16 protein-coding genes are annotated in these 20309 nt (G+C 47.0%); 3 read left to right on the forward strand and 13 right to left on the reverse strand.

All coding sequences use genetic code 11. The features are described 5' to 3' along the window. Nucleotides 1-60: 60 nt before the first annotated feature. Nucleotides 61-756: a hexitol phosphatase HxpB gene (hxpB, locus tag V7Q13_RS09465; protein ID WP_333800438.1), complete on the forward strand. Its 696-nt coding sequence runs from the start codon at nucleotides 61-63 to the stop codon at nucleotides 754-756. Nucleotides 757-766: 10 nt separating this feature from the next. Here the strand turns inward: hxpB and V7Q13_RS09470 are convergent, their stop codons facing one another. From V7Q13_RS09470 to V7Q13_RS09485, 4 genes are all read right to left on the reverse strand, one after another. Next, entirely contained in the window at nucleotides 767-1036 is a 270-nt protein-coding gene (locus V7Q13_RS09470; protein ID WP_333800439.1) for a hypothetical protein, read from the reverse strand. Nucleotides 1037-1184: 148 nt separating this feature from the next. Further along, nucleotides 1185-3089: a 30S ribosomal protein S1 gene (gene rpsA, locus V7Q13_RS09475; protein ID WP_333800440.1), complete on the reverse strand. Its 1905-nt coding sequence runs from the start codon at nucleotides 3087-3089 to the stop codon at nucleotides 1185-1187. 180 nt (nucleotides 3090-3269) lie between these two features. Beyond that, a complete protein-coding gene (gene ygiD / locus V7Q13_RS09480) occupies nucleotides 3270-4157 on the reverse strand; it encodes a 4,5-DOPA dioxygenase extradiol (protein ID WP_333800441.1) in 888 nt (295 codons plus the stop codon). A gap of 86 nt (nucleotides 4158-4243) precedes the next feature. After that, nucleotides 4244-5089 (reverse strand): helix-turn-helix domain-containing protein, encoded by an 846-nt coding sequence (locus tag V7Q13_RS09485; protein ID WP_333800442.1) that lies wholly within the window; start codon nucleotides 5087-5089, stop codon nucleotides 4244-4246. 151 nt (nucleotides 5090-5240) lie between these two features. On the opposite strand from V7Q13_RS09485, the gene V7Q13_RS09490 reads away from it, so the two are divergent. Further along, nucleotides 5241-7079, forward strand: a complete 1839-nt coding sequence (locus V7Q13_RS09490) for an alpha-amylase family glycosyl hydrolase (RefSeq protein ID WP_333800443.1) — start codon at nucleotides 5241-5243, stop codon at nucleotides 7077-7079. A 62-nt stretch (nucleotides 7080-7141) separates the two neighbouring features. Here the strand turns inward: V7Q13_RS09490 and V7Q13_RS09495 are convergent, their stop codons facing one another. The 7 genes from V7Q13_RS09495 to rpsT form a co-directional block, all read right to left on the reverse strand. Next, the gene (locus V7Q13_RS09495) at nucleotides 7142-8104 is read right to left on the reverse strand and encodes a hypothetical protein (RefSeq protein WP_333800444.1); all 963 of its coding nucleotides are present in this window, start codon (nucleotides 8102-8104) and stop codon (nucleotides 7142-7144) included. Beyond that, on the reverse strand, nucleotides 8101-8262 hold the full coding sequence (locus V7Q13_RS09500) for a hypothetical protein (RefSeq protein ID WP_333800445.1): 162 nt from the start codon (nucleotides 8260-8262) through the stop codon (nucleotides 8101-8103). Before V7Q13_RS09500 ends, V7Q13_RS09495 begins: the two co-directional genes overlap by 4 nt. A 166-nt stretch (nucleotides 8263-8428) precedes the next feature. Beyond that, nucleotides 8429-9718 carry an OmpP1/FadL family transporter gene (locus tag V7Q13_RS09505; RefSeq protein ID WP_333800446.1) on the reverse strand — a complete coding sequence of 430 codons (1290 nt, stop codon included), beginning with the start codon at nucleotides 9716-9718 and terminating at the stop codon, nucleotides 8429-8431. A gap of 335 nt (nucleotides 9719-10053) precedes the next feature. Continuing rightward, the gene (locus V7Q13_RS09510; protein WP_333800447.1) at nucleotides 10054-10623 is read right to left on the reverse strand and encodes a pentapeptide repeat-containing protein; all 570 of its coding nucleotides are present in this window, start codon (nucleotides 10621-10623) and stop codon (nucleotides 10054-10056) included. Between the two features lie 3 nt (nucleotides 10624-10626). Continuing rightward, nucleotides 10627-13014, reverse strand: coding sequence for a TIM-barrel domain-containing protein (locus V7Q13_RS09515; RefSeq protein WP_333800448.1), 2388 nt, complete (start codon nucleotides 13012-13014; stop codon nucleotides 10627-10629). Nucleotides 13015-13148: 134 nt separating this feature from the next. Further along, on the reverse strand, nucleotides 13149-14867 hold the full coding sequence (locus V7Q13_RS09520) for a M14 family metallopeptidase (protein WP_333800449.1): 1719 nt from the start codon (nucleotides 14865-14867) through the stop codon (nucleotides 13149-13151). A 124-nt stretch (nucleotides 14868-14991) separates the two neighbouring features. Next, nucleotides 14992-15261 carry a 30S ribosomal protein S20 gene (gene rpsT / locus V7Q13_RS09525; RefSeq protein ID WP_333800450.1) on the reverse strand — a complete coding sequence of 90 codons (270 nt, stop codon included), beginning with the start codon at nucleotides 15259-15261 and terminating at the stop codon, nucleotides 14992-14994. 250 nt (nucleotides 15262-15511) lie between these two features. On the opposite strand from rpsT, the gene V7Q13_RS09530 reads away from it, so the two are divergent. Then, a complete protein-coding gene (locus tag V7Q13_RS09530; RefSeq protein WP_333800451.1) occupies nucleotides 15512-18250 on the forward strand; it encodes a 2-oxoglutarate dehydrogenase E1 component in 2739 nt (912 codons plus the stop codon). A 72-nt stretch (nucleotides 18251-18322) separates the two neighbouring features. Here V7Q13_RS09530 and V7Q13_RS09535 read toward each other — a convergent pair whose 3' ends face one another. Both V7Q13_RS09535 and V7Q13_RS09540 read right to left on the reverse strand, forming a co-directional pair. Further along, the gene (locus V7Q13_RS09535; RefSeq protein WP_333800452.1) at nucleotides 18323-18784 is read right to left on the reverse strand and encodes a DUF1569 domain-containing protein; all 462 of its coding nucleotides are present in this window, start codon (nucleotides 18782-18784) and stop codon (nucleotides 18323-18325) included. Nucleotides 18785-19078: 294 nt separating this feature from the next. Continuing rightward, nucleotides 19079-20290, reverse strand: a complete 1212-nt coding sequence (locus V7Q13_RS09540) for a hypothetical protein (RefSeq protein WP_333800453.1) — start codon at nucleotides 20288-20290, stop codon at nucleotides 19079-19081. Nucleotides 20291-20309: the final 19 nt, after the last annotated feature.

Consider the following 20309-nt stretch of genomic DNA (forward strand, 5'->3'; position numbering starts at 1 on the left):
GTAGGAAAATTAACAGCGAACTTTTTTTCTGTTCATCATTTCTGTTGCAAGGTGAAACGAATGGGCATCTTCCTGCAACTTCGCGGCATGAATGCCTACTCTACCGAAGCAGTAATTTTTGATATGGATGGATTGCTCATCGATAGCGAACCCTTGTGGGAGCTGGCGGGTGCAGCATTATTGCGCAAATTCGGGGTTACGCTTACGCATGCACAGTATGCCACTAGTACAGGGCTTCGAACCAAGGAGTGGTTACAGTATTGGTTCACTCATTTCAACCTGCAACACGCCGATATTGAGCAGGCTGAAACTGATATTATTGATGCGGTAATTGAGCTGGTGAAAGCACAGGGAAAAATGTTGCCCGGCGTACCCTACATATTGCAATATTTTCAGCAAAAAGGCATTCGTATAGGGCTGGCTACATCGTCGCCCATGCGATTGGCAGATGTAGTGCTCGACTTGCTGCAGATTCGTTCTTACTTTGAAGTTATCACCAGTGCAGAACACATGCCTTTTGGCAAGCCTCACCCACAAGTATATATGGTTTGTGCCGCTGCCTTGCAAGCAAATCCGCTCCGCTGCATTTGCTTCGAAGATTCTTTTAATGGTATGATTGCGGCCAAGGCTGCCAAAATGAAATGCGTGGTGGTGCCTGCTGCTGCTCAGTTACAACAGGCCCGTTGGGGCGCTGCCGACCTGAAAATTTCTTCTATGCAAAACTTCAACGATTTGTTGCTGCGGCAGCTACAATAAAAGCACGTGATTATTTGCCACTGTACAATTTGGCTACAATTACACCCAGTAAGATGAATGTGATAACTGCAGATATTATTTGCAGGCTGCGATTCGATTCCTGATAGGTTTTTACTTTATAGTGCAGTCGGTTCAGTTCTTTTTTCAGACTGAGAATTTCACGGGCCAGTTTGGCCGGGTCTTCTGTAAACTGCTTTACTTCTGCTTCAAATTTTTCATCGCTGTTGCGGTGATGACGGTCGTGTTTGTGCTCTTGGTCTGTGTGTTGCTCACGTGGCATACGCTACAAAGTTTTGTATCAATAAATGAATGAACGCAAAGGTATCTGCGACACCGGCTTGGTAAAATAAAAACCGCCCCATTTTTCAACAGGGCGGTTTTATATGTGTGGAAGCTACACTTGCGGGGCAAGTGCGTGTTGCAAAAGCTTAGTTGCCTTCGCCGCTTTCCAGTTTTTTCTTCAGGTCGGCCAGCACACCCAGGTCGCCCAGGGTTGCTTTTTCTACCTTGCTCTGGATAGTCTTCACTGCTTTCTGAGTTTTCTCGGCTTCAGCCTTCTTCTCTTTCTTCTCAGTTTCAAACTCTTCCTGCTTAGCACGTTCCCAGATGCGGGCATGGCTCAGTACGATGCGCTTCTCATTGCGGTCGAACTCTATAACCACGAACTGGTTCGTTTCTTCAGCAGCGATGGTAGTGCCATCTTCTTTAGCCAGGTGACGGGCAGGAGCGAAGCCTTCGAGGCCGTAAGGCAGGCTTACTACAGCACCCTTGTCATCTTTCTTAATCACGGTGCCTTCGTGTACAGAACCTACAGGGAAAGTTTCACCCAGGCTGTTCCAGGGATCTTCTTCCAGCTGCTTGTGGCCCAGTTGCAATTTGCGACCGTCTTTGTCGATGTTGAGGATGATTACGTCGATGTTTTCGCCAACCTTAGTGTACTCACTTGGGTGGTTCAAACGCTTCAACCAGCTGAGGTCGCTGATGTGAATCATACCGCCAATGCCGGGAGCCATTTCTACAAACACACCGTAAGGAGTGATGTTTTTTACAACACCTGAATGACGGCTGTCAACAGGGTATTTGTCTTCGATAGTGCTCCATGGGTCGTCGCTCAGTTGCTTGATGCTGAGGCTCATCTTGCGGCTGTCTTTATCCAGCGTCACAATCTTCGCTTCGTGCTCATTGCCCAGTTGGAAGAATTCCTTAGCGTTTACTGGTGTGTTGGCCCAGGTAATTTCACTTACGTGTACCAGACCTTCTACGCCAGGCATAATTTCGAGGAATGCACCGTAGTCTTCAATGTTTACTACTTTACCTTTTACGGTGTTGCCTTCCTGAATGTTTTCAGCCAGTACATCCCAAGGATGTGGCGTCAGTTGCTTCAGACCGAGGCTGATACGCTTTTTGTCGTCGTCGAAGTCGAGTACTACCACGTTCAGCTTCTGGTCGAGCTTCAACACCTCTGAAGGGTGGTTGATGCGGCCCCAGCTGATGTCGGTGATGTACAACAAGCCATCCAAACCGCCGAGGTCCATGAACGCACCGAAATCGGTGATGTTCTTGATAGTACCTTCCAGTACCTGACCTTTTTCGAGCTTGGCAATAATTTCGGCACGTTGTGCTTCGATATCGCTTTCGATGAGGGCTTTGTGGCTCACTACAGCATTCTTGATGGTTTCGTTCACCTTCACCACTTTGAATTCCATAGTCTTTCCTACAAACTGATCGTAGTCGGTTACCGGCTTCACGTCTATTTGTGAGCCTGGCAGGAATGTTTCCATACCAAATACGTCTACAATCAGGCCGCCCTTGGTTTTGCTGGTAACGGTACCAGTAACCACTTCGCCGGATTTGTGGCTTTCCACAATTTTTTCCCAGGCACGGCTAATGCGGGCCTGACGGCGGCTGAGGTTGAGGTGACCGTTGCGGTCTTCTTTTTCTACCACCATAATTTCCACTTCGTCGCCAATTTGAATGGGAGCGTCGCGGAATTCGTTCAGGCTGATTAAGCCATCACTCTTGAAGCCGATGTTGATTACGGCATCAGTTTTGGTTAAACCAACTACAATACCGTTAACCAGTTCGCCATCATTGAAAGTGCGGAAAGTAGCGTCGTACACTTTGTCGTACTTCTCTCTTTCGCTGTCGTTGTAAATGGCTACGTTGCGCTTGTCAATGCTCCAGTCGAAGTCATCGTGAGCAGTAGCAACAGTTTCGGCTACGGGAGCCTCCACAGGTACATTTGTTGTCGCAGTAGGCTCGGCAGCAGCTTCCTCAGCGGCGCCAGCGGTCTCCTGTGCATCTGCGTTTAGTTGTTTCAAAAAGAAATTCATGATAAAACCCCGATGGTTTAATATTCGGGGCGGCAAAAGTAGGGTAAAATGCCGATGCAGCAAGGGTTTTAGCCACATTTTTCACTGCTTTTTCTGTGGTAAAAAAAGAGGCACCTCTTGATGCCTCTTACCCATTTACCTCAAGCTAAAGCGCTGGTTTTCAGCACCCATGTATATTTTCTATCCAATTTGTACCGAGGTCATGGTTAGCGAACCACCCAAGGCCTGATCGTTAAACAGCGAAATGGCTTCGCCTTTTTGTTGCAAACCCAACGTGTACAGCAAGGGCAAAAAATGCTCCGGCGAAGGAATAGCCAAATCAAAAGCCCGGCCCTGCTGCTTGAAGTTTACAAGTGCCTGATGGTTGCCATTAAGAATGGCTGTGTTCATTTTTTCACGTGCTTCCAGTGCCCAATCGTAGCCAAAGCCGGGGGTATCCAATTTATCCCAGGCTACCATGCGCAAGTTGTGCACCATGTTGCCACTTCCCACAATGAGTACGCCTTTGTTGCGCAAAGCCGCCAATTGCTTGCCCAATTCGTAGTGGTAAGCAGGCCCCTGCGTGTAATCAATACTCATTTGTATCACGGGCACATCGGCATTGGGGTAAAGGTGTTTAATTACACTCCAAGCACCGTGGTCGAGGCCCCATTTTTCATCTAACCCAACCGTTGTTTGGGTGATGATTTCCTGTGTAATACGGGCCAGATCGGGGCTGCCGGGGGCAGGGTATTGCACGGCAAACAATTCTTTGGGAAAACCGCCAAAATCGTGAATGGTGCGGGGTTGCTCCATTGCAGTCACCATAGTGCCACGGGTTTCCCAGTGTGCGGAAATACACAGGATGGCCTGCGGTTTGGGCAGTGCCTGTCCCATTTTTCTAAAACTTGCTACAAACTCATTTTCTTCAATAGCATTCATGGGGCTGCCATGCCCTAAAAACAATACGGGCATGGTGGCCGTGCTGGTAAAAGTTTGTGCAATGCGGTTGAGTGATTGTAGTTGCATAGCTATAGCGGATACAGGCAGTATGGCTGCCAGTGATTGAATAAATTGTTTTCGATGCATGCGGGTAGGCTACAGATGATGGATTTGCAAAGTTCCAACAAGATGCCCGTTTGCCGGTATCAGTTTTCGGAAAAAGGATGATAAAATCAGGATAACCGTTCTTGCATTTCTTCCCGAAACTCACCGGGTGTTTGCCCCGTTTTCTTTTTGAATACAGCACTGAAATAGGCTTTTTCCTTGTAGCCCAAATCGAAGCCAATTTCGGCAATGGTTTTGCTGCTGTAGATGAGTTGGTTTTTGGCTTCGGTGAGTTTGCGGGTTTCAATCATTTCCGACACACTCATGCTCAGCACCTGCTGGCAAATAAGATTGAGGTTGCGGGCCGACATGAATAATTTTTCCGCATAAAAATCCACGCCCTCGGGTTTTTGATAATGCTGCTCCAGCAGGTCGAGCAAATTGCGGAAACTTTGGTTTACCGATTTGTTGGCAATGGCTGCTGTTTCGGGCTGCAGCTTTTTTCTTTCAGATTCCAACATGCTAAACAAGGCACTCAGCAAGTGGCGGATGATGGACAACTCTGGTTCGGGCCGTGTCATTTCATCGGCCATTATTTGGCATAACTGCAACATGCGTGGAAAGCAATCGCTGTGCTGTAATGAAAGGGTAGCATGGTGATGATACCAGGCATACAATTGAAAAGTGGTTTCCGGAATAAGGTCGCTTTGAAATCGGATGACCCACATGCGGCAGTGGCCATTTTGCAGGCCGGGCACCACACGATGCAGCTTGCCCTTGGTTACAAAGCTGGCCAGCGGGGCACTGCATTGCATCGTTTCAAAATCAATAAAGTGTTCGAGAGTGCCATATTCGCCAATAATGAGTTCTTCGTACAAATGTTTGTGCGGCGGATTGTCAGACTGTTGAATGCGCAGTGCCTCCTCAGCATCCAGCTGATAAATTTGAAACAATGGTGGAGTGGCAATTGGCATGATATGCACAAATGTATTGCGATTGAGTGGCAGTAGGTGAATTTCCGGTTTGGTCAATACTTGTAGGGATGAGATGTTGCAGCTTTTTCAAAAATGATATCGCTTACTTTTCAGCTATCTTCTCTCAAATACCTTTGCCAAAATTTCAGTTATGCGTAACGTCGTTTTGTTGGCGGCCATTTTATCGATGGGCTGCCAAACCAACACTCAGCAACAAGTGGCGTCAACGCCCTTCAACCAACCGCCCGATTGGGCACAAGATGCCATTTGGTATCAAGTTTTTGTAGAACGGTTTAGCAACGGCGATAGCAGCAATGATCCTACTGCGGCCAGCATAGCCATTCCGCCACTGCAAGTGCAGGCACCTGTGGGTTGGCATATTACACCTTGGGGGCAAAATTGGTATCAGAAAGATGATTACGCTACTGATACGACACGAGATTTCAACAGCTGGCTGCAGTTTCGCCGCTATGGTGGCGACCTGCAAGGGCTTATCAATAAGTTAGATTATTTGAAAGACCTTGGCATCAATGCCTTGTACATCAACCCGATTAACGATGCACCTTCTTTGCATAAATACGATGCCAGTTACTATCATCATGTAGATGTACATTTTGGCCCCGACCCCGAAGGCGACAGGGCCATCATTGCCAAAGAAAATCCGAACGACCCTGCTACCTGGCAGTGGACAGCAGCGGATAAACTGTTTTTACAATTGATAGAGCAAGCTCACCAGCGCAATATTCGTGTGGTGCTCGATTACAGCTGGAACCATACGGGTACGCTTTTTTGGGCCTGGCAAGATGTGCTGAAAAATGGCGCTAACAGTGCGTACAAAGACTGGTATAACATTTCGCAATTTGATGACCCGGCTACGCCAACCAATGAAATGCAATACGCAGGCTGGTTAAACATTCCCAGCTTGCCTGAGTTAAAAAAAGTAGACATCACTACTGAAAGAAAAATTGGTCATCCCTACGAAGGCAACATCAACAAAGGAGCCAAGGAGCACATTTTTGCCGTAACCAAAAGATGGCTGGCACCCAATGGTGATACCAGCAAAGGAATTGATGGCTACCGGTTGGATGTGGCCGATCATGTAGGGCTTGGCTTTTGGCGGGAGTGGCGCAAAGTAGTAAGACAAACGAAAGGCGATGCGTATTTGGTAGGCGAAGTGTGGTGGGAGCAATGGCCCGATCCATTTATGAATCCTGTGCCCTACACCAGCGGCGATGTGTTTGATGCGGTGATGTTTTACCACGCCTACCGGTCGGCAAAATATTTCTTCAGCAAGAGTGATTTTTCGATTGATGCCAAACAACTGGCCGATAGTTTGCAGTTTGAGTGGAACCGCTTGCAAAAAGCTAATCGCTATGCCATGATGAATGTGAGCAGTACGCATGATGCTCCCCGTTTGCTCACTTGCTTTTACAATCCCGGTAAATATAAATTCCGTGCTTTGCCTAAAGATGACCCGCAATACAAAACCGGCAAACCCGATGCAGAAACCTATCAGCGGGTGCGGTTGTATTTACTGCATTTGTTTACATCCGTTGGTGGACCTCAAATTTGGAATGGTGAAGAAATGGGCATGTGGGGAGGCGACGATCCTGACCCTCGCAAACCGCTGTGGTGGAAGGAGATGAGCTTTGCACCGGAAACCCGTACCAACTATCAGCCCGGGCCAAAGAGCTACGATTCCGTAGGTTTCAATCAGCAACATTTTGATTGGTACAAACAACTCATTGCCTTGCGCAACAAGCACAGTGTGCTGCGCCGGGGTGATATTGCTTTTACAGAAACCAACAACAAGCTTTTGGTGTACAAACGCTTCGATGGCAAACAAACCATTTGGGTATTGCTGAATGCCGGCAATACAGAAGCCACTGCACAAATACCTACTGGTGATTATACCAACTTGTTGACTGGTGTAAAGCAGCCAGGTGGCGCTGTTACAGTACCTCCGTTGCAGGGTGTGGTGTTGCAATAAAATACGAAAGAGCTGTTACTAATTGGTAACAGCTCTTTCGTATCCAAACATAATTTAATCAGTTACAACTTTCTGGGCAAGCCAATGGAGAGTCTTGGCACCACGGCACGTATATCAATTTTCATAGCAGGAATGCCGGGTACTTTTACGGTTTTGCTGCCCACCACCGGATAGCTTAATGAGCGGAAAGTAACGGTAGCCATTGTCTTCATAAGGCTACTGATAATGGCTTTGCTTTGTCCCGTTTGCGCAGCCACTTGATTGATGAGCTCAGTTTCCACAGTTTTGTTGGCTTCTTTCATAATCTCCGCAATGCCCTTGTCCACATCTTTCGCAATGTCATCTTTGCTTACGCAAATGCCCACAATAAAATCGGGACCGGGTAAATCAATATCGAGGTCGTCTACTTTTCCTTTGATGTAGCTGCTAAGGTTCGAAGATGTACTAACGCTCAAATCAATTTTGAATTTGATGGTGGCGCCGCGGCCACTGCCGGTTACATTGATGTAACCATTTTGAATACCTGCACTGAGCTTGTCGATGTCTTTAAACTTCTTTTTAGCAGCTTTAATTTGCTCATCCACCATGGTTTGAGAAATGCCTGCACTATCAGGTACATTGTAAGGCACAAAGTACAATTTGGTGAGGGTAGGTGGCTTGTACTTCCTAATATCAAATGCCTCGCTGCGGTACACGGGTTCAAAAATCTCGATGGTTTGTCCCATAGCTTGCATACTGCCCGTTTTTCGGTAGGCCAGTATGTACGCCATTTTGTTGGCCTTAAGTTGTTTGAGTTGTGCAGCACTCACATTGAAACTAAACTTGCCATCGCTGCCGCTGTAGGTTTTTAGTGAGAGGCTTGGGAAAAAACCAAATGGCATGGCCGGAATAACTGATGCCAGATGTACCCGAATGTTGGCAGCTGTTTTGGTGTGGGCCGTGCCGGGATTGCTGGAGTTAGCTAAATAAGCCATGGCAAACTTTGCCATGTCGGTGACTTCAAAAATCTGTCCGTTAATTTTCATGGAAGATTGGTTTGTGCATCACTGTTGTGTTGCGGGTGAGAGAATGAGATGTAAGTGGTAAGGTAGTAGCAAAATTTCAGGAATGCAATAGAGTTGGGCAAGGCTGCCACATGCACATAGCCGAAGGGCTGCGGATGACCGGCGGGTAGCCCCGCCATAAGCGGGGCCGCAGCGGAGCGGAGCCAAAGGGCACCGAACAGCAGTTGCTGTTTGTACGAATGATGATAGCCCCCTGTACGATTCCATTATGTACTGCGTTTAAAAAAAGCATGCATCACTACATGGTGATGCATGCTTTCTGGTTGTTGTAAGTAAAGTGAATTTTTAGAAATGATAAGTGTAACCAAGCATGAATAAATCGGTGGTCATTTTGTAGCTCACACTACTGCCGGGGATGGCGCCGTATGGGTTTGCACCGCTAATCATCATTGGGCTAAGTATGGGGCCGCTTACACTGGCGCCACTGCTGCCGTGGTGATACGTGGCATTGATGCTGCCATGCTTGCCCAGCTGCAAGCCAGTGCCAATTTGAAAACCATGTTTGATGATGGCCGGTGCAGGTGCACTAAAGAATGCTAACTCGCTATTGATAGGATTGCTGCTGAAAGTATAGCCCACTCGAAATGGTACTTTGTCGGTAAGTTTGTATTGCATGCCAGCGCTGACGATGGAAATGTTTTTCCAGCCAAAACCTTTTACCGATGCGGTGCTGGTCCAGCCTTTGGCTTCGAAGCCATCTGTTTTTTCATAGTTTACAAAACGATAATCGAGTGCAAAATCGATAGCCTTGTTGCTGTATCCGAAACCAGCAGATAAGATGGCGGGATAATTCATTTTGAAATTGACGGCTGGTGCAGGAGTGCCATTGAGATACGTGTTTTCAAATTTGAAATCACCAAAGTATTGTTGTGTTTTGTACGATGCGCCCAGCTTAATGCCCTTGCCACTGTTGTAGTAAATGCCAACCTGTGCACCGGCACCAAACGCAGTTGCCTTATTGCTTTTGGGGTATCCCAGTGTTTGGCTGGGCGATGCCAGCGGATTGGGCTCCAGCTGCAACGCTCCCCAGTTGAATGTGGGTTGAATGCCAATGCTCACTTTATCGCTGATTTCGTAAGCATACGTCACGCCTACCTGCATCATCATGTAATCACTTTTTATTTGCCCAAAGCCACCCTGGCTTTGGGGCATGTTGATGGGGTTGCTGCTGTTTTGCGGAAACGTAACACCAAAGCCACTTACGCCAAAAGCACTCACGCCCCAATGGTGTTTACTGTCTTTTTTGCCCCACACCATGCTCAGCGCCGGCATGATACTTACGCCGCGGTCATCTTTAGTAGTACCGCTAAATGTGCCTTGTTGTGTAGGCACAGCTGCAGTTACCTGTGGTGCCGAAAAAAACGTACCGGCATTAATAGAAAACTGTTTGTTTTTAAATGCTGCAATGCTGGCGCTGTTCCAGTGTATTGCACCGTTGATATCAATTGGTTGTGCCGTGCTGGCGCCGCCCATGCTCATGTTCACAGCACCCATGCCTTGCATAATGTGGCCCGCCTGGGCAAATGCTCCTCCTGCCAGCACTATCAGTGCCAGACTCAATGATGATTTTTTCATATGAATGGAATTGTTGGGTAGGAGCCCGACGGTATCAGTACCGTTTGGATGACAAGCATTTGTTTGGGCCTTTACCCATAATGACGACTAAAAGGTTTTGGTTACGGGTGTAAAGGTGTACGCAACCGTTGTAGCCTGAAATGATAGCCGACATACGCCACGGTGATGAGAGTCACGCAGCATAGCAGGAATGATAAGTAGCATCAGCAACCATGCAAGCCCGGGCTTCCGTCACCCGCTGTCCGCTGCTACTCCTCGCCACGCTTGAGGCGTGGCTGTGGGGTATCCGCTACCATCGGGGCTATGAGCAGCAGTAGTGCATGCAGGCAATCCGCTTACGATATATCTAACTGGTATTTATGCAGTAGGCCTGGCAAACCGTCTATCGAAAACTTCGCTTTCTTCATGCGGTTGGCTGCAGGGTCGATGGCGTAATGAATGGCGGTGCGAAAATCGGCCTGCTCCAGATTGGTATTGTCGAATATGGCGCCTGCTAAATCGCAATCGGTAAAGCTGGCCTTGCTCAGGTCGGCATTGCTGAAATCTACTTCGTGCATGTGGCATTGCACAAACCTTGCCTGCTTCAGTTTCATGTTGGCAAAAGATGCCAGTTGCAACTGGCAGCCTTCTGGTTGTATCTCAAATAAAAACGGATTGCAGCCATCAAATTGTAAGCCTACCAGCTTGCAGCGAATGAACCGTACTTCGCGGAATGCTGTGCCTTCGATGTTGGCCATGCTCAAATCGCAATCGGTAAAGCTGCAATCACTGAATTGCTTGCCCTGTAATTGATAGCCTGTAAAAGCAAAACCTGAAAAGCTGCATTGCTCATACTCCCGCAGCATTTGGTTGGCATCGAGATTATCGGGGGTAAAGTTTTCGTCGTATGCGTAATCGGCGGGCATGTGCTATGGCTTTTTAGTAAATACAATGGTGATTGGTTTTCCTGTAAACGAAAGAGGTAGTTCCAGCCATCCTTTCGTTGTTCGGTTTGCGAATAAGGGCATGCTTTTTCCGTTGACGGTACAAACAGCATTTTGCATGGCAAATGGATGGCTTGCATTGCCGGGGAAATGCAACAATAGATTGCGGGTAAAATGAGTTGGCCAGTTGACAGCTTTTATGTGAAGTGTAATGCTGTTGTCCGTTGCGCTGTATTGCCACTGCAACAGTTGGTGTGCTTCTTTTTGTTGGAGTGCCAATGGGTTTTGGCCGTCATCATCATATATGTACCCGTTGTTGGTAACCTCTCCCGGATACAACTTCAAATCAAGTAGTCCTTTCGGATTGTAAGCTGTAAGGTTTGGTGCAGTTGCTCCGGCATGCCACATGGGTATAAGGCTTCCGGCTTTTATAAACAAGGGCATTTGTGCCAGTGGCGCAGCTACATCTATCCATTGCTGGCCTGTTGCAAATTCATCTGTATGAAAATTATACCAGCCGCCTTTGGGTAAGTATATCCGTTGCGTTTCTTTATATCGTTCTGTCACCGGGCTCACTAAGAATGCATTGCCAAACATATACTGCTGTGTGGCTTGCATCAATACAGTGTCGTTGTGGTTGCTGAAAAACATGGGCCGGATAAAAGGCTTGCCTTTGGTGCTGGCTTCCCATGCCAGTGTGTACAGGTAAGGATGCAGTTGATACCGCAACCGGATATAATTTCTGGCAATGGATTTATAGGGCTCATCTTTAAAAGTTGGCTCACTCGGCAAATCGTTTACGCCAGCTTCCAAATCGCCGAAGGCAGTGCCGTGTGGCCGAAAGATGGGAGAGAAGGCGGCCATCTGCACCCAACGCACATACAATTCCTGATCATTTTCCGGTGTGTTGCTAAACCCTCCTGCATCGCTGTGGATGTACGGAATACCGCTCAGGCTCATACTTTGCAGATTGGGCAGTTGTGCCTGAAACCCGCCCCAGCTGCGGCTTACATCGCCCGTCCAGGGAAAAATGCTGTAGCGCTGGCTGCCCGCATATCCTGCTCTGTTCAGAAAAAACAAGCGTTGTTCTGGATACTGTTTGCGCCAGTTTTCGTACAGCATTTTGCTCCACATGTGGCCATAGATATTATGCACTTCATTGGCACTCACTTTTCTGTTAATACCGAAAGATTGCAGGTTGTGGTACAAATCTTCCGGATGATTTTCGGGTTCACCCAAATCGCCCCACCAACCGGCTACGCCTTTGTCGGTTTGTTGTTTGTAAAACTGCCAAAACCACTGCCTTGCCGTTGGTGTAAACAAGTCGAGCAGGCCGCCATAACCAAAATAAAATTTGGTGAGCATATATGGTTCACCGCTTTTGGTAGTGGCTAAGTGCGGTTGACTATTGGCAAATTGCTTCGTGCCTTTCAGAAAGAAAGGTTCTGTAACCAATATCGGATGGATGTTTTGTCGGCGTAATGATTGCAGCAAACTATCGGGTGTAGGCCATTTGCTACGGTTCATCCAGTCCAGATTGCCGAGTGTGCCTTTGATGCTGTCGCCAAACCAAAAAATATCAATCACCAATGCATCCATGGGGAAGTTGTCGGCTTTCATTTTGGCCACTACATCTTGTACCTGCTGCTGGCTGCGGTAGCCAAAGCGGCTTACAAAATTGCCCAGTGCCCAACGTGGCGGCAGCGGCTGTTTGCCGGTCAATTGTGCGTAGCGTTCCAGCAACTGCTCTGCTGTGTTGCCGGGAATGATGAGCATGTTGAGGTTGCCGCTTTCAAACGCTACTTCCAACACGCCAGGCGTTGTTTTGCCAAAATCCATGTACCCTTTGGCGGGGTTATTAAAAAGTAACGCATAGCCATTTAAGCTGAGAATAAAGGGCACGGAATAATTCAGCTCATCGGCGTTGAGTTCATAGCCATAATGAGCGTTGTTGTATAATGGAATGCGCTGCCCACGTCGGTTCATGGGGAGTGTTCTTTCGCCGCCACCGTACCACTGCATGCTATCGGGCATGGCTATGCGAAAGCCACGGATATGGCCACTATCGAAGGCTGCCAGTATTTGTAACCTGGCCGTACTCGTTTGTATGCTCAAGGATTTGTTTGCAGTAGCGGTTGCTTTTCCACGATTGCTGATCATAACGCTACCAATGCCAGTTAAGTGTTGCGGTTGGCCAACGGGTTTTGCAATCAAAGCATCGCCAATGCGTTCGTTGCGCTGCATGTTTGGATGTTGCCATTCAATAAGCAGTGCTTGTTGGGGGTAAGGTGTAAGCGTCCATTGTTGTGCAAATATTTGTGCCCCTGTGCAGGCAAAAACAATGGATAGGAAAAGGCTAAACTTTTTTTTCATGGTCTGCAATTTTGCGGCGTTCGCAAGAATATTCAGCAACATACTATTCCCGAAGTTACCCAACAATAACCTAGGTCAGGATATGAAAAAGCCGGTTATGTTTCATAACCGGCTTTTTCATATTCAGCATGCGTTTATTCAATACTGAAAACAGGATACCGCATGTGGGCCGGTTCGTAGTAAGGCGAGTTTTTATACACCCAATTCAGGATGGCGCTGCTGTTTTTGGCAAACTCCGGGTCTGCTTTTTTCTTCGCCTCCAGTTGTTGGCGCAGCTCCGGATGATCTTTTAAATATTGTGCAGCCACTTGCTCCCAGCGGTAATCGCTGTAGCCTTCTTTTTGTTGCAAAATGGCATCGAAATAATTCCAGGAGAAGAAGCTGTCGTCGCCGGTGGGTTCCAGCATTTCTACTAAATACCTGCGGGCTGGCTGATTGGTAGCAACAAGGTAATCGCCTTTTCGGAAAGTGATGGTTTGCTGCACTGCCTGCACTTTCACTTCCGATTGACGGTAATGTTTTTCGTAAGCTCTGGGGCTGGTTTTGTACGATTCTATTTTGTAAGCCTTTACAGTTATCACAGTGTCTTTTTCTAACCGCCGCATTTGCACATTGTTTTCTTTCAGCCTGTCGGTTACGTTGTGCCAGCCTTGTGGTATCACGTAGTATTTCGGAATGTGTACAGTTTTGCTAGTGTCGAAATAGCTAAAGAATTTTACCGGTCCGCTAAAAGGGCGCTGGCGGTTGTATTGCATAATCGGCAGGCCGGTTACTTCACTTATCACCGTATCTCGTTGGTAACCCAAAAAAGTCAGGTTGTCGTTTTTGTTGCGGTTGGGCGTCCATGCCAGTGGCCATTGTTGAGTTTGCATCAATGCGTTTTGCGTAGCTTTTTTGGTGGCCTTCAATTCTTTCGCCATGGCCGCAGCCTGCTGCATCACTGTCACCATAAAATCGTAAGTGCTTTGTACTCGTTCGGGGTAGGGCTTTAGCATGTGTGTTTCGGGCACAAAGCCAATGGTTTGAAACAAAGCCGCATAACCGCTGCTGTAGCGGGGCGGATCGTAAAACTGCGTCATGCCGCGGCTCAGGTCGTAGCTGTCGAAGTTTACATAAGGAAAAAGTTTCCAGCCTTTCTTATCCATTTGCTGGTACAGTGCCGGCTCAAACGATTGGCGCAGCCAGCTGCCGAGTGGTTCGCCCAGCTTATTGTACTGGCTGGTAAGTAGGGTAAATACATGCTGAAAATCGGCGCCGTCACTTACGTGATTGTCTATCAGTATATCAGGTTGTACCCAATGAAAAGCTTTGGCAAACGACTGCGCATTGTAGCTGTCGGCCTTGGTAAAATCCCGGTTCAGATCGAGGTTTTGTGCATTGCCCCGAAAGCCATATTCCAGCGGACCGTTTTGATTGGCCCGGCTGTAGCTGCCTCGGTTGATGCTGCCACCAATATTGTACACCGGTACAATGGCCAATACTACATTATCAGGCAAAGTTGTTTTTTTAGTGATGACATCCCTCACCAGCATGAGGCTGGCATCAATGCCATCTGGTTCGCCGGGGTGAATGCCATTGTTTACCATAATCACCACTTTTTGCTGCTTGCGCCAGCTGGCGGGGTCGGCACTGCCGTCTTTGCTCACTAACACCAGGTGCAGGGGATAGCCTGCATCGGTGGTGCCCATTGTTTTCACAGATACCATCGGGCTTTGTTTGTCGAGCTGCTGATACAGAGCAATGGTTTCGAAGTAGGTGGCACTTTCTGTGCCATTGCTTATTTCAAAAGGCGTGGTTTGGCAAAACAAGGAAATGGAAATGAACAAGAAGCTCAACGAGAAAATGAATCGCATAAAAATGATTGAATGGGTATTTGACGGTGAACATGCCGCAGCCCATTGAGGGGGGTAGGTACAAAGCAAAAAATCCCGACCGGACATCCGATCGGGACAAATATGATTAAAAATCTATCAGCAATTAAGCAGCCGCAGGAGCTTTGGCAGCATTGATGTGCTTGGCCAGCTTGCTCTTCAGGTTTGCAGCTTTGTTCTTATGGATTACACCACGCTTAGCCAGTTTGTCAATCATGCTTGCTACAGTAGGAAGATTTTCTTCTTTTGCAGCAGCATCAGTGAGTGAACGGAGGTCACGGATAGCGTTACGGGTTGTTTTGCCATAGTAACGATTGCGTTCGCGGCGCTTTGAAGCCTGACGTACATCCTTTTTGGTTGCCTTATGATTAGCCATGTGTTCTAAAATTGGGACGCAAAAGTAGGGATAGCTGCTACACCAGCCAAACAAAATCTCTCTTTTTTTCTGTTTTCACCCTCAATCTTTTAAAAAAGGCCAAGAAATGGCGTCTCTGTCCGAACATTTCCCTTGTTTTTTAGGTTGCCTTTCACAAGGGATGGCGTCTGCTTTTGGCCTACTTTTGCCATCCTTTTCAGAAGCAATACTACAGGCAATGCCTGCATAAACTATTCATCAGTAGCATCCAATGAAAGATTTTTCTTACATCACGAGCCAGCATCCACAATTTATTGAAAACCAGTACAACGATTTTGTTGCCAATCCTGGCAGTGTGGATCCCGAACTCAGGAAGTTTTTTGAAGGCTTTGATTTTGCCATGAGTTCCCGCAATGCCGGCAAAACAGCTCCTGCTAGCAACAATGGTTCATCTGCAGATTGGAAACGGGAGATCATGGCCTACCGCATGATTTTGGGATATCGCAACAAAGGGCATCTGCTGGCCAGAACCAACCCCATCCGCGACCGTATTAATCGTGGGGCCAATATCGAACTGTCTTTCTACGGCTTTTCCGAAGCCGACTTGGAAACAACTTTTCAGGCTGGCCAGTTTATTGGCCTCGGCGCCACTTCGCTGCGCAATATTTACAACCACCTCGAAAAATGCTACGCCAACCACGTAGGCTGGGAGTTTAAATACATCAGTGATCAGAAAAAAGTAGATTGGCTTACCAATGAAATTGAAATTGCTTTTCATCGGGAACTGCCTACGCCTCAAAAGCGCCGCATTCTCGAAAAGCTAAACCAAGCCGTGCTGTTCGAAAAGTTTTTGCATACCAAATACATTGGACAAAAACGCTTTAGCCTCGAAGGTGGCGAAACAAGTATAGCTGCCCTAGACCAAATTATTACAACAGCCGCCGACCATGGTGTGGATGAAGTAGTGATTGGTATGGCGCACCGCGGACGCCTGAATGTGCTGGCCAACATCATGGGCAAAACCTATGAGCAAATTTTTAGTGAGTTTGAAGGCACAGCAATACCCGATACCACCATGGGTAGCGGCGATGTGAAATACCACCTTGGTTTTGGTAGCCAGCCTACCACGGCCAATGGCAAAACCATCAACCTGAAACTGGCACCCAACCCCAGCCACCTTGAAGCGGTAAACCCTGTGGTGGAAGGTTTTTGCCGGGCCAAGGCCGACGCCGTGTACAACAGCCAGTACGACCATGTGCTGCCCATTTTAATACATGGCGATGCCAGCATTGCCGGCCAGGGTATAGTGTACGAAGTGTTGCAAATGAGCAAGCTCGATGGTTACGAAACAGGTGGCACCATTCACTTTGTTATCAATAACCAAATTGGATTTACGACGGACTTTACTGATGCCCGAAGCAGTGATTACTGTACATCGCTGGCTGCAGCTGTGCAGGCACCGGTTTTTCATGTAAATGGCGATGATGCCGAAGCCGTGGTAAAAGCGGTAGACATTGCTACCCGCTATCGTCAGGAGTTTAACTGTGATGTATTTGTAGACATGGTGTGCTACCGCCGCCATGGCCACAACGAAGGCGATGATCCGAAGTTTACTCAGCCGGGCCTGTATGCCAAAATTGATAAGCACCCCAACCCACGGGAGGTGTATACGCAGTACCTGTTGCAAACAGGTGATACCGAAGCACAGGCACTGGCTAAGGATATGGAGAAAAAGTTTTGGAACGATTTGCAGGAGCGATTAGATAACATAAAGCAAAATCCGTTGCCTTACACTTACCAAAAGCCGGAAGAGTGGTGGAGAGAGTTGCACAAAGCAACGGAGGCCGATTTTGAGCAAAGCCCTGAAACAGCCATCAGCAGGGAATTACTTCAATCGTTGTTTACAAAAATCATGAACCTGCCAGAGGGTTTCAAAGCCATTAAGAAAGTTGAAAAATTACTGGCTGATAAAACAAAGCTTTTTGATACTGAGCAAAAAATAGATTGGGCCACCGGCGAATTGCTGGCCTATGCAAGCATTTGCCAGCAGGGCTACGACGTAAGAATGAGTGGGCAGGATGTACGCAGAGGAACATTCAGCCACCGGCATGCCGTATTGCGTGACGAGCAAACGGATGCTTATTACAATCGCCTGGAACACATCAGCGACAATCAGGGAAAGTTCCGTATTTACAACTCGCTGCTGAGTGAGTATGCCGTGTTGGGTTTTGAATATGGATATGCTATGGCAAACCCTCATGCATTGGTGCTGTGGGAAGCACAGTTTGGCGACTTTGTAAATGGAGCTCAAACCATGATTGATCAGTTCATTAGCGGCGCAGAGCAAAAATGGCATCGTATGAACGGCGTTACATTGCTGCTGCCGCATGGCTACGAAGGTCAGGGCCCCGAGCACAGCAGTGCCCGGATGGAGCGTTTCCTGCAAGCTTGTGCCGAGTACAATATGGTAGTAACCAACATTACCACAGCCGCCAATTTATTCCATGCATTGCGCCGCCAAATTACCTGGTCGTTCCGCAAGCCGCTGGTAAACTTTAGCCCTAAGGCCAACCTGCGTTACCCCGGCACTTACAGCCATGTTGATGCATTTACACAAGGTGGTTTTCAGGAAGTGATAGATGATGCATTCATCAGCAATGCTACTGATGTGAAAAAGGTATTGTTCTGCAGCGGTAAAATCTATTTTGAACTGTTGGAGAAACAACAGGCTGAAGGCCGTAACGATGTAGCCGTTGTTCGCCTCGAACAGATTTACCCGCTGCCACACAAGCAACTCGATGCGTTGCATAAAAAGTATAAGAATGCTACCTGGTACTGGGTGCAGGAAGAGCCAATGAACATGGGTGCCGCCAGCTTTTTAAAGATGAATTTGCATCACATCAACTTTGGTATCATTAGCCGCAAAGCCAGTGCTGCCACTGCCACCGGCTATGGAAAAGTACATGCCAAAGAGCAATCAGAAATCATCGAAAAAGCATTTAGCATTTAAATGAATGCTACACTGAAATAAAAAAAGCTGGCGAATCATCGTCAGCTTTTTTGTTGTACATGTATTGATTTTTTATACGCCAAATTGCCGCAGGTGATGATCGAGGTGTTTGTAAAACATATTGTTCCATTCTTGTGCGGTAAGTACGCCAAAGGAATGCGATGACCGCCCTTCAAAAGCATGGCGACCCATTTGCTGCACCAGTTTGATGTAATTGATGATTTTACTTTTTTCTACCTGAAAATCTTGCTCTGCTGCCACTTTAAAATCAGGGGCTGTACCGCTGTTTTTCTTGAAAGGCTTTTCGCCCACCACTGTGTTTTTCAGGAATAACCGCAGCATGAATTTGATGAACGCCGGCGTGGGTTTGTACTTGCTGGGCTCAAACACATACTCGTAAGAAACATTGCAATGCGCCAGCATTTGTGCCACGTTCATACTACCCCAAATGGGTTTCATGTCGGGCTGTAATTGTTCAATGCGTTGTATCAAAGCATTGCTCACCGTGGCATCGAAAATATCGGGGAGTGGCATGGCGTATTTTTTTGACAAGGTAAGGGAAACGGCCGGGGCCAAATATGTTGTATGTCATTCATCCAATGCGATGGTTGAATTGAATCAGCTTGTTTGCTAAAAACAAAAGCGGCATCCTGTTGGAATGCCGCTTTGCTGCAGGATAAAAAATTAAACGACCGATTCATTGTTGGTCTGCACCAACAATGGCGATTTATTCCCATTCAATAGTAGCCGGGGGCTTGCTGCTGATGATATGAGTCTAGAATTGCACGTTAATTCTAGACTCATATTTATTTTCTGTTGTCGGACTATTTACTGTGATATTACTAAATTCTTACCAGGTGTCAGCACAAGCGTTACACCTGCATCCAATTGTAAACTTTTTACCTGCACATTCGAATTGATATTGATACTCTTTGGAACTCCAGAAGGGTTACTAATGAAGACCATTTTGTTGGCACTCGGCACCTCATTTTGACTCCAATTGGCAGGGGTTTCCCATGCATTGCTTGCGCCACCTATCCAGCTATTGGGCATATTGAGCTGCTGTTCAATTTTGCACCTATCGCTCAACTTCCAGATTACTCTAATCTGGCTATATGATGCGGCGATATTGAAATTAAAACTACCATCTTGCCGAATAGCTGCACTTGTGAGTATTTCGTTGCTTTCATTTCTTACTTCAAGTGAAAAATTGTAAGCCGAACCGTATCTGCACAGGTAATCGGAACTTACTTTTCCTGCAACGGAATGTATAGTAGGGCTATTGGGCAGTACCTGAATGGTGTCGAATGCAATGTCACAAGGCATCACATAAGTTGGCGATGAATAGGTACAAATACTGCTGTCTATGTTTTCACCGGGCCAGGATAAATAGTCTCCACTGTATAACTGAAATCTTACTGTATCGCCGGGTTTTAAGCCATTCAGTTGGTTATTGGTATAAGTAGTGTCGGGATGATAATTACTACCAACAGTAAAGACATGCTGAGTCATGTCTCTTACCCCGTTGATGATGCGGTATGTTCGGGGCCATGTTGCGCAAAATGTACCTCTGATTTTTGCAGACGCATTCCCAAAATTCGGATCGCAGGGATTCAGATTGAAGGAAAGATTTTGAAAGGTAACATCGCAGCCCGGTGACAAAATTTGCGGCGATCCTGTTTTTCTGCAAATCAATTCTGTCAGTTCGAATTTTCCGTTAATGAATTCTCTTTTGTATTGGTCAATTTTTATGTCGTATAAGCCAGGTCCTAAATTAGGAATGTTGATAGATGATGCACCAAATCCAACCTGCGCAAAGGAGTAAATAACGACACCGCTAAGGTTTTTTATTTCTATGATAAAGTAATCGTTTGTGAAGTTGGTTGGCAAGTTTGAAATAAGTATCGAGCCATTATTCGCTCCTTCACAACTAACATCGGTCTTTGTCACATTCACTGGAAGCAAGAAGCAAGATTGACCGTTTAGAGGTGTGACAAAAAGTAATACTACAATGCAATGGGCAAGGGTAATAAATCTCATAAAGGGTTTATAAATGAGA

The sequence above is a fragment of the Phnomibacter sp. genome (assembly GCF_036803085.1).
Taxonomy (GTDB): domain Bacteria; phylum Bacteroidota; class Bacteroidia; order Chitinophagales; family Chitinophagaceae; genus Phnomibacter.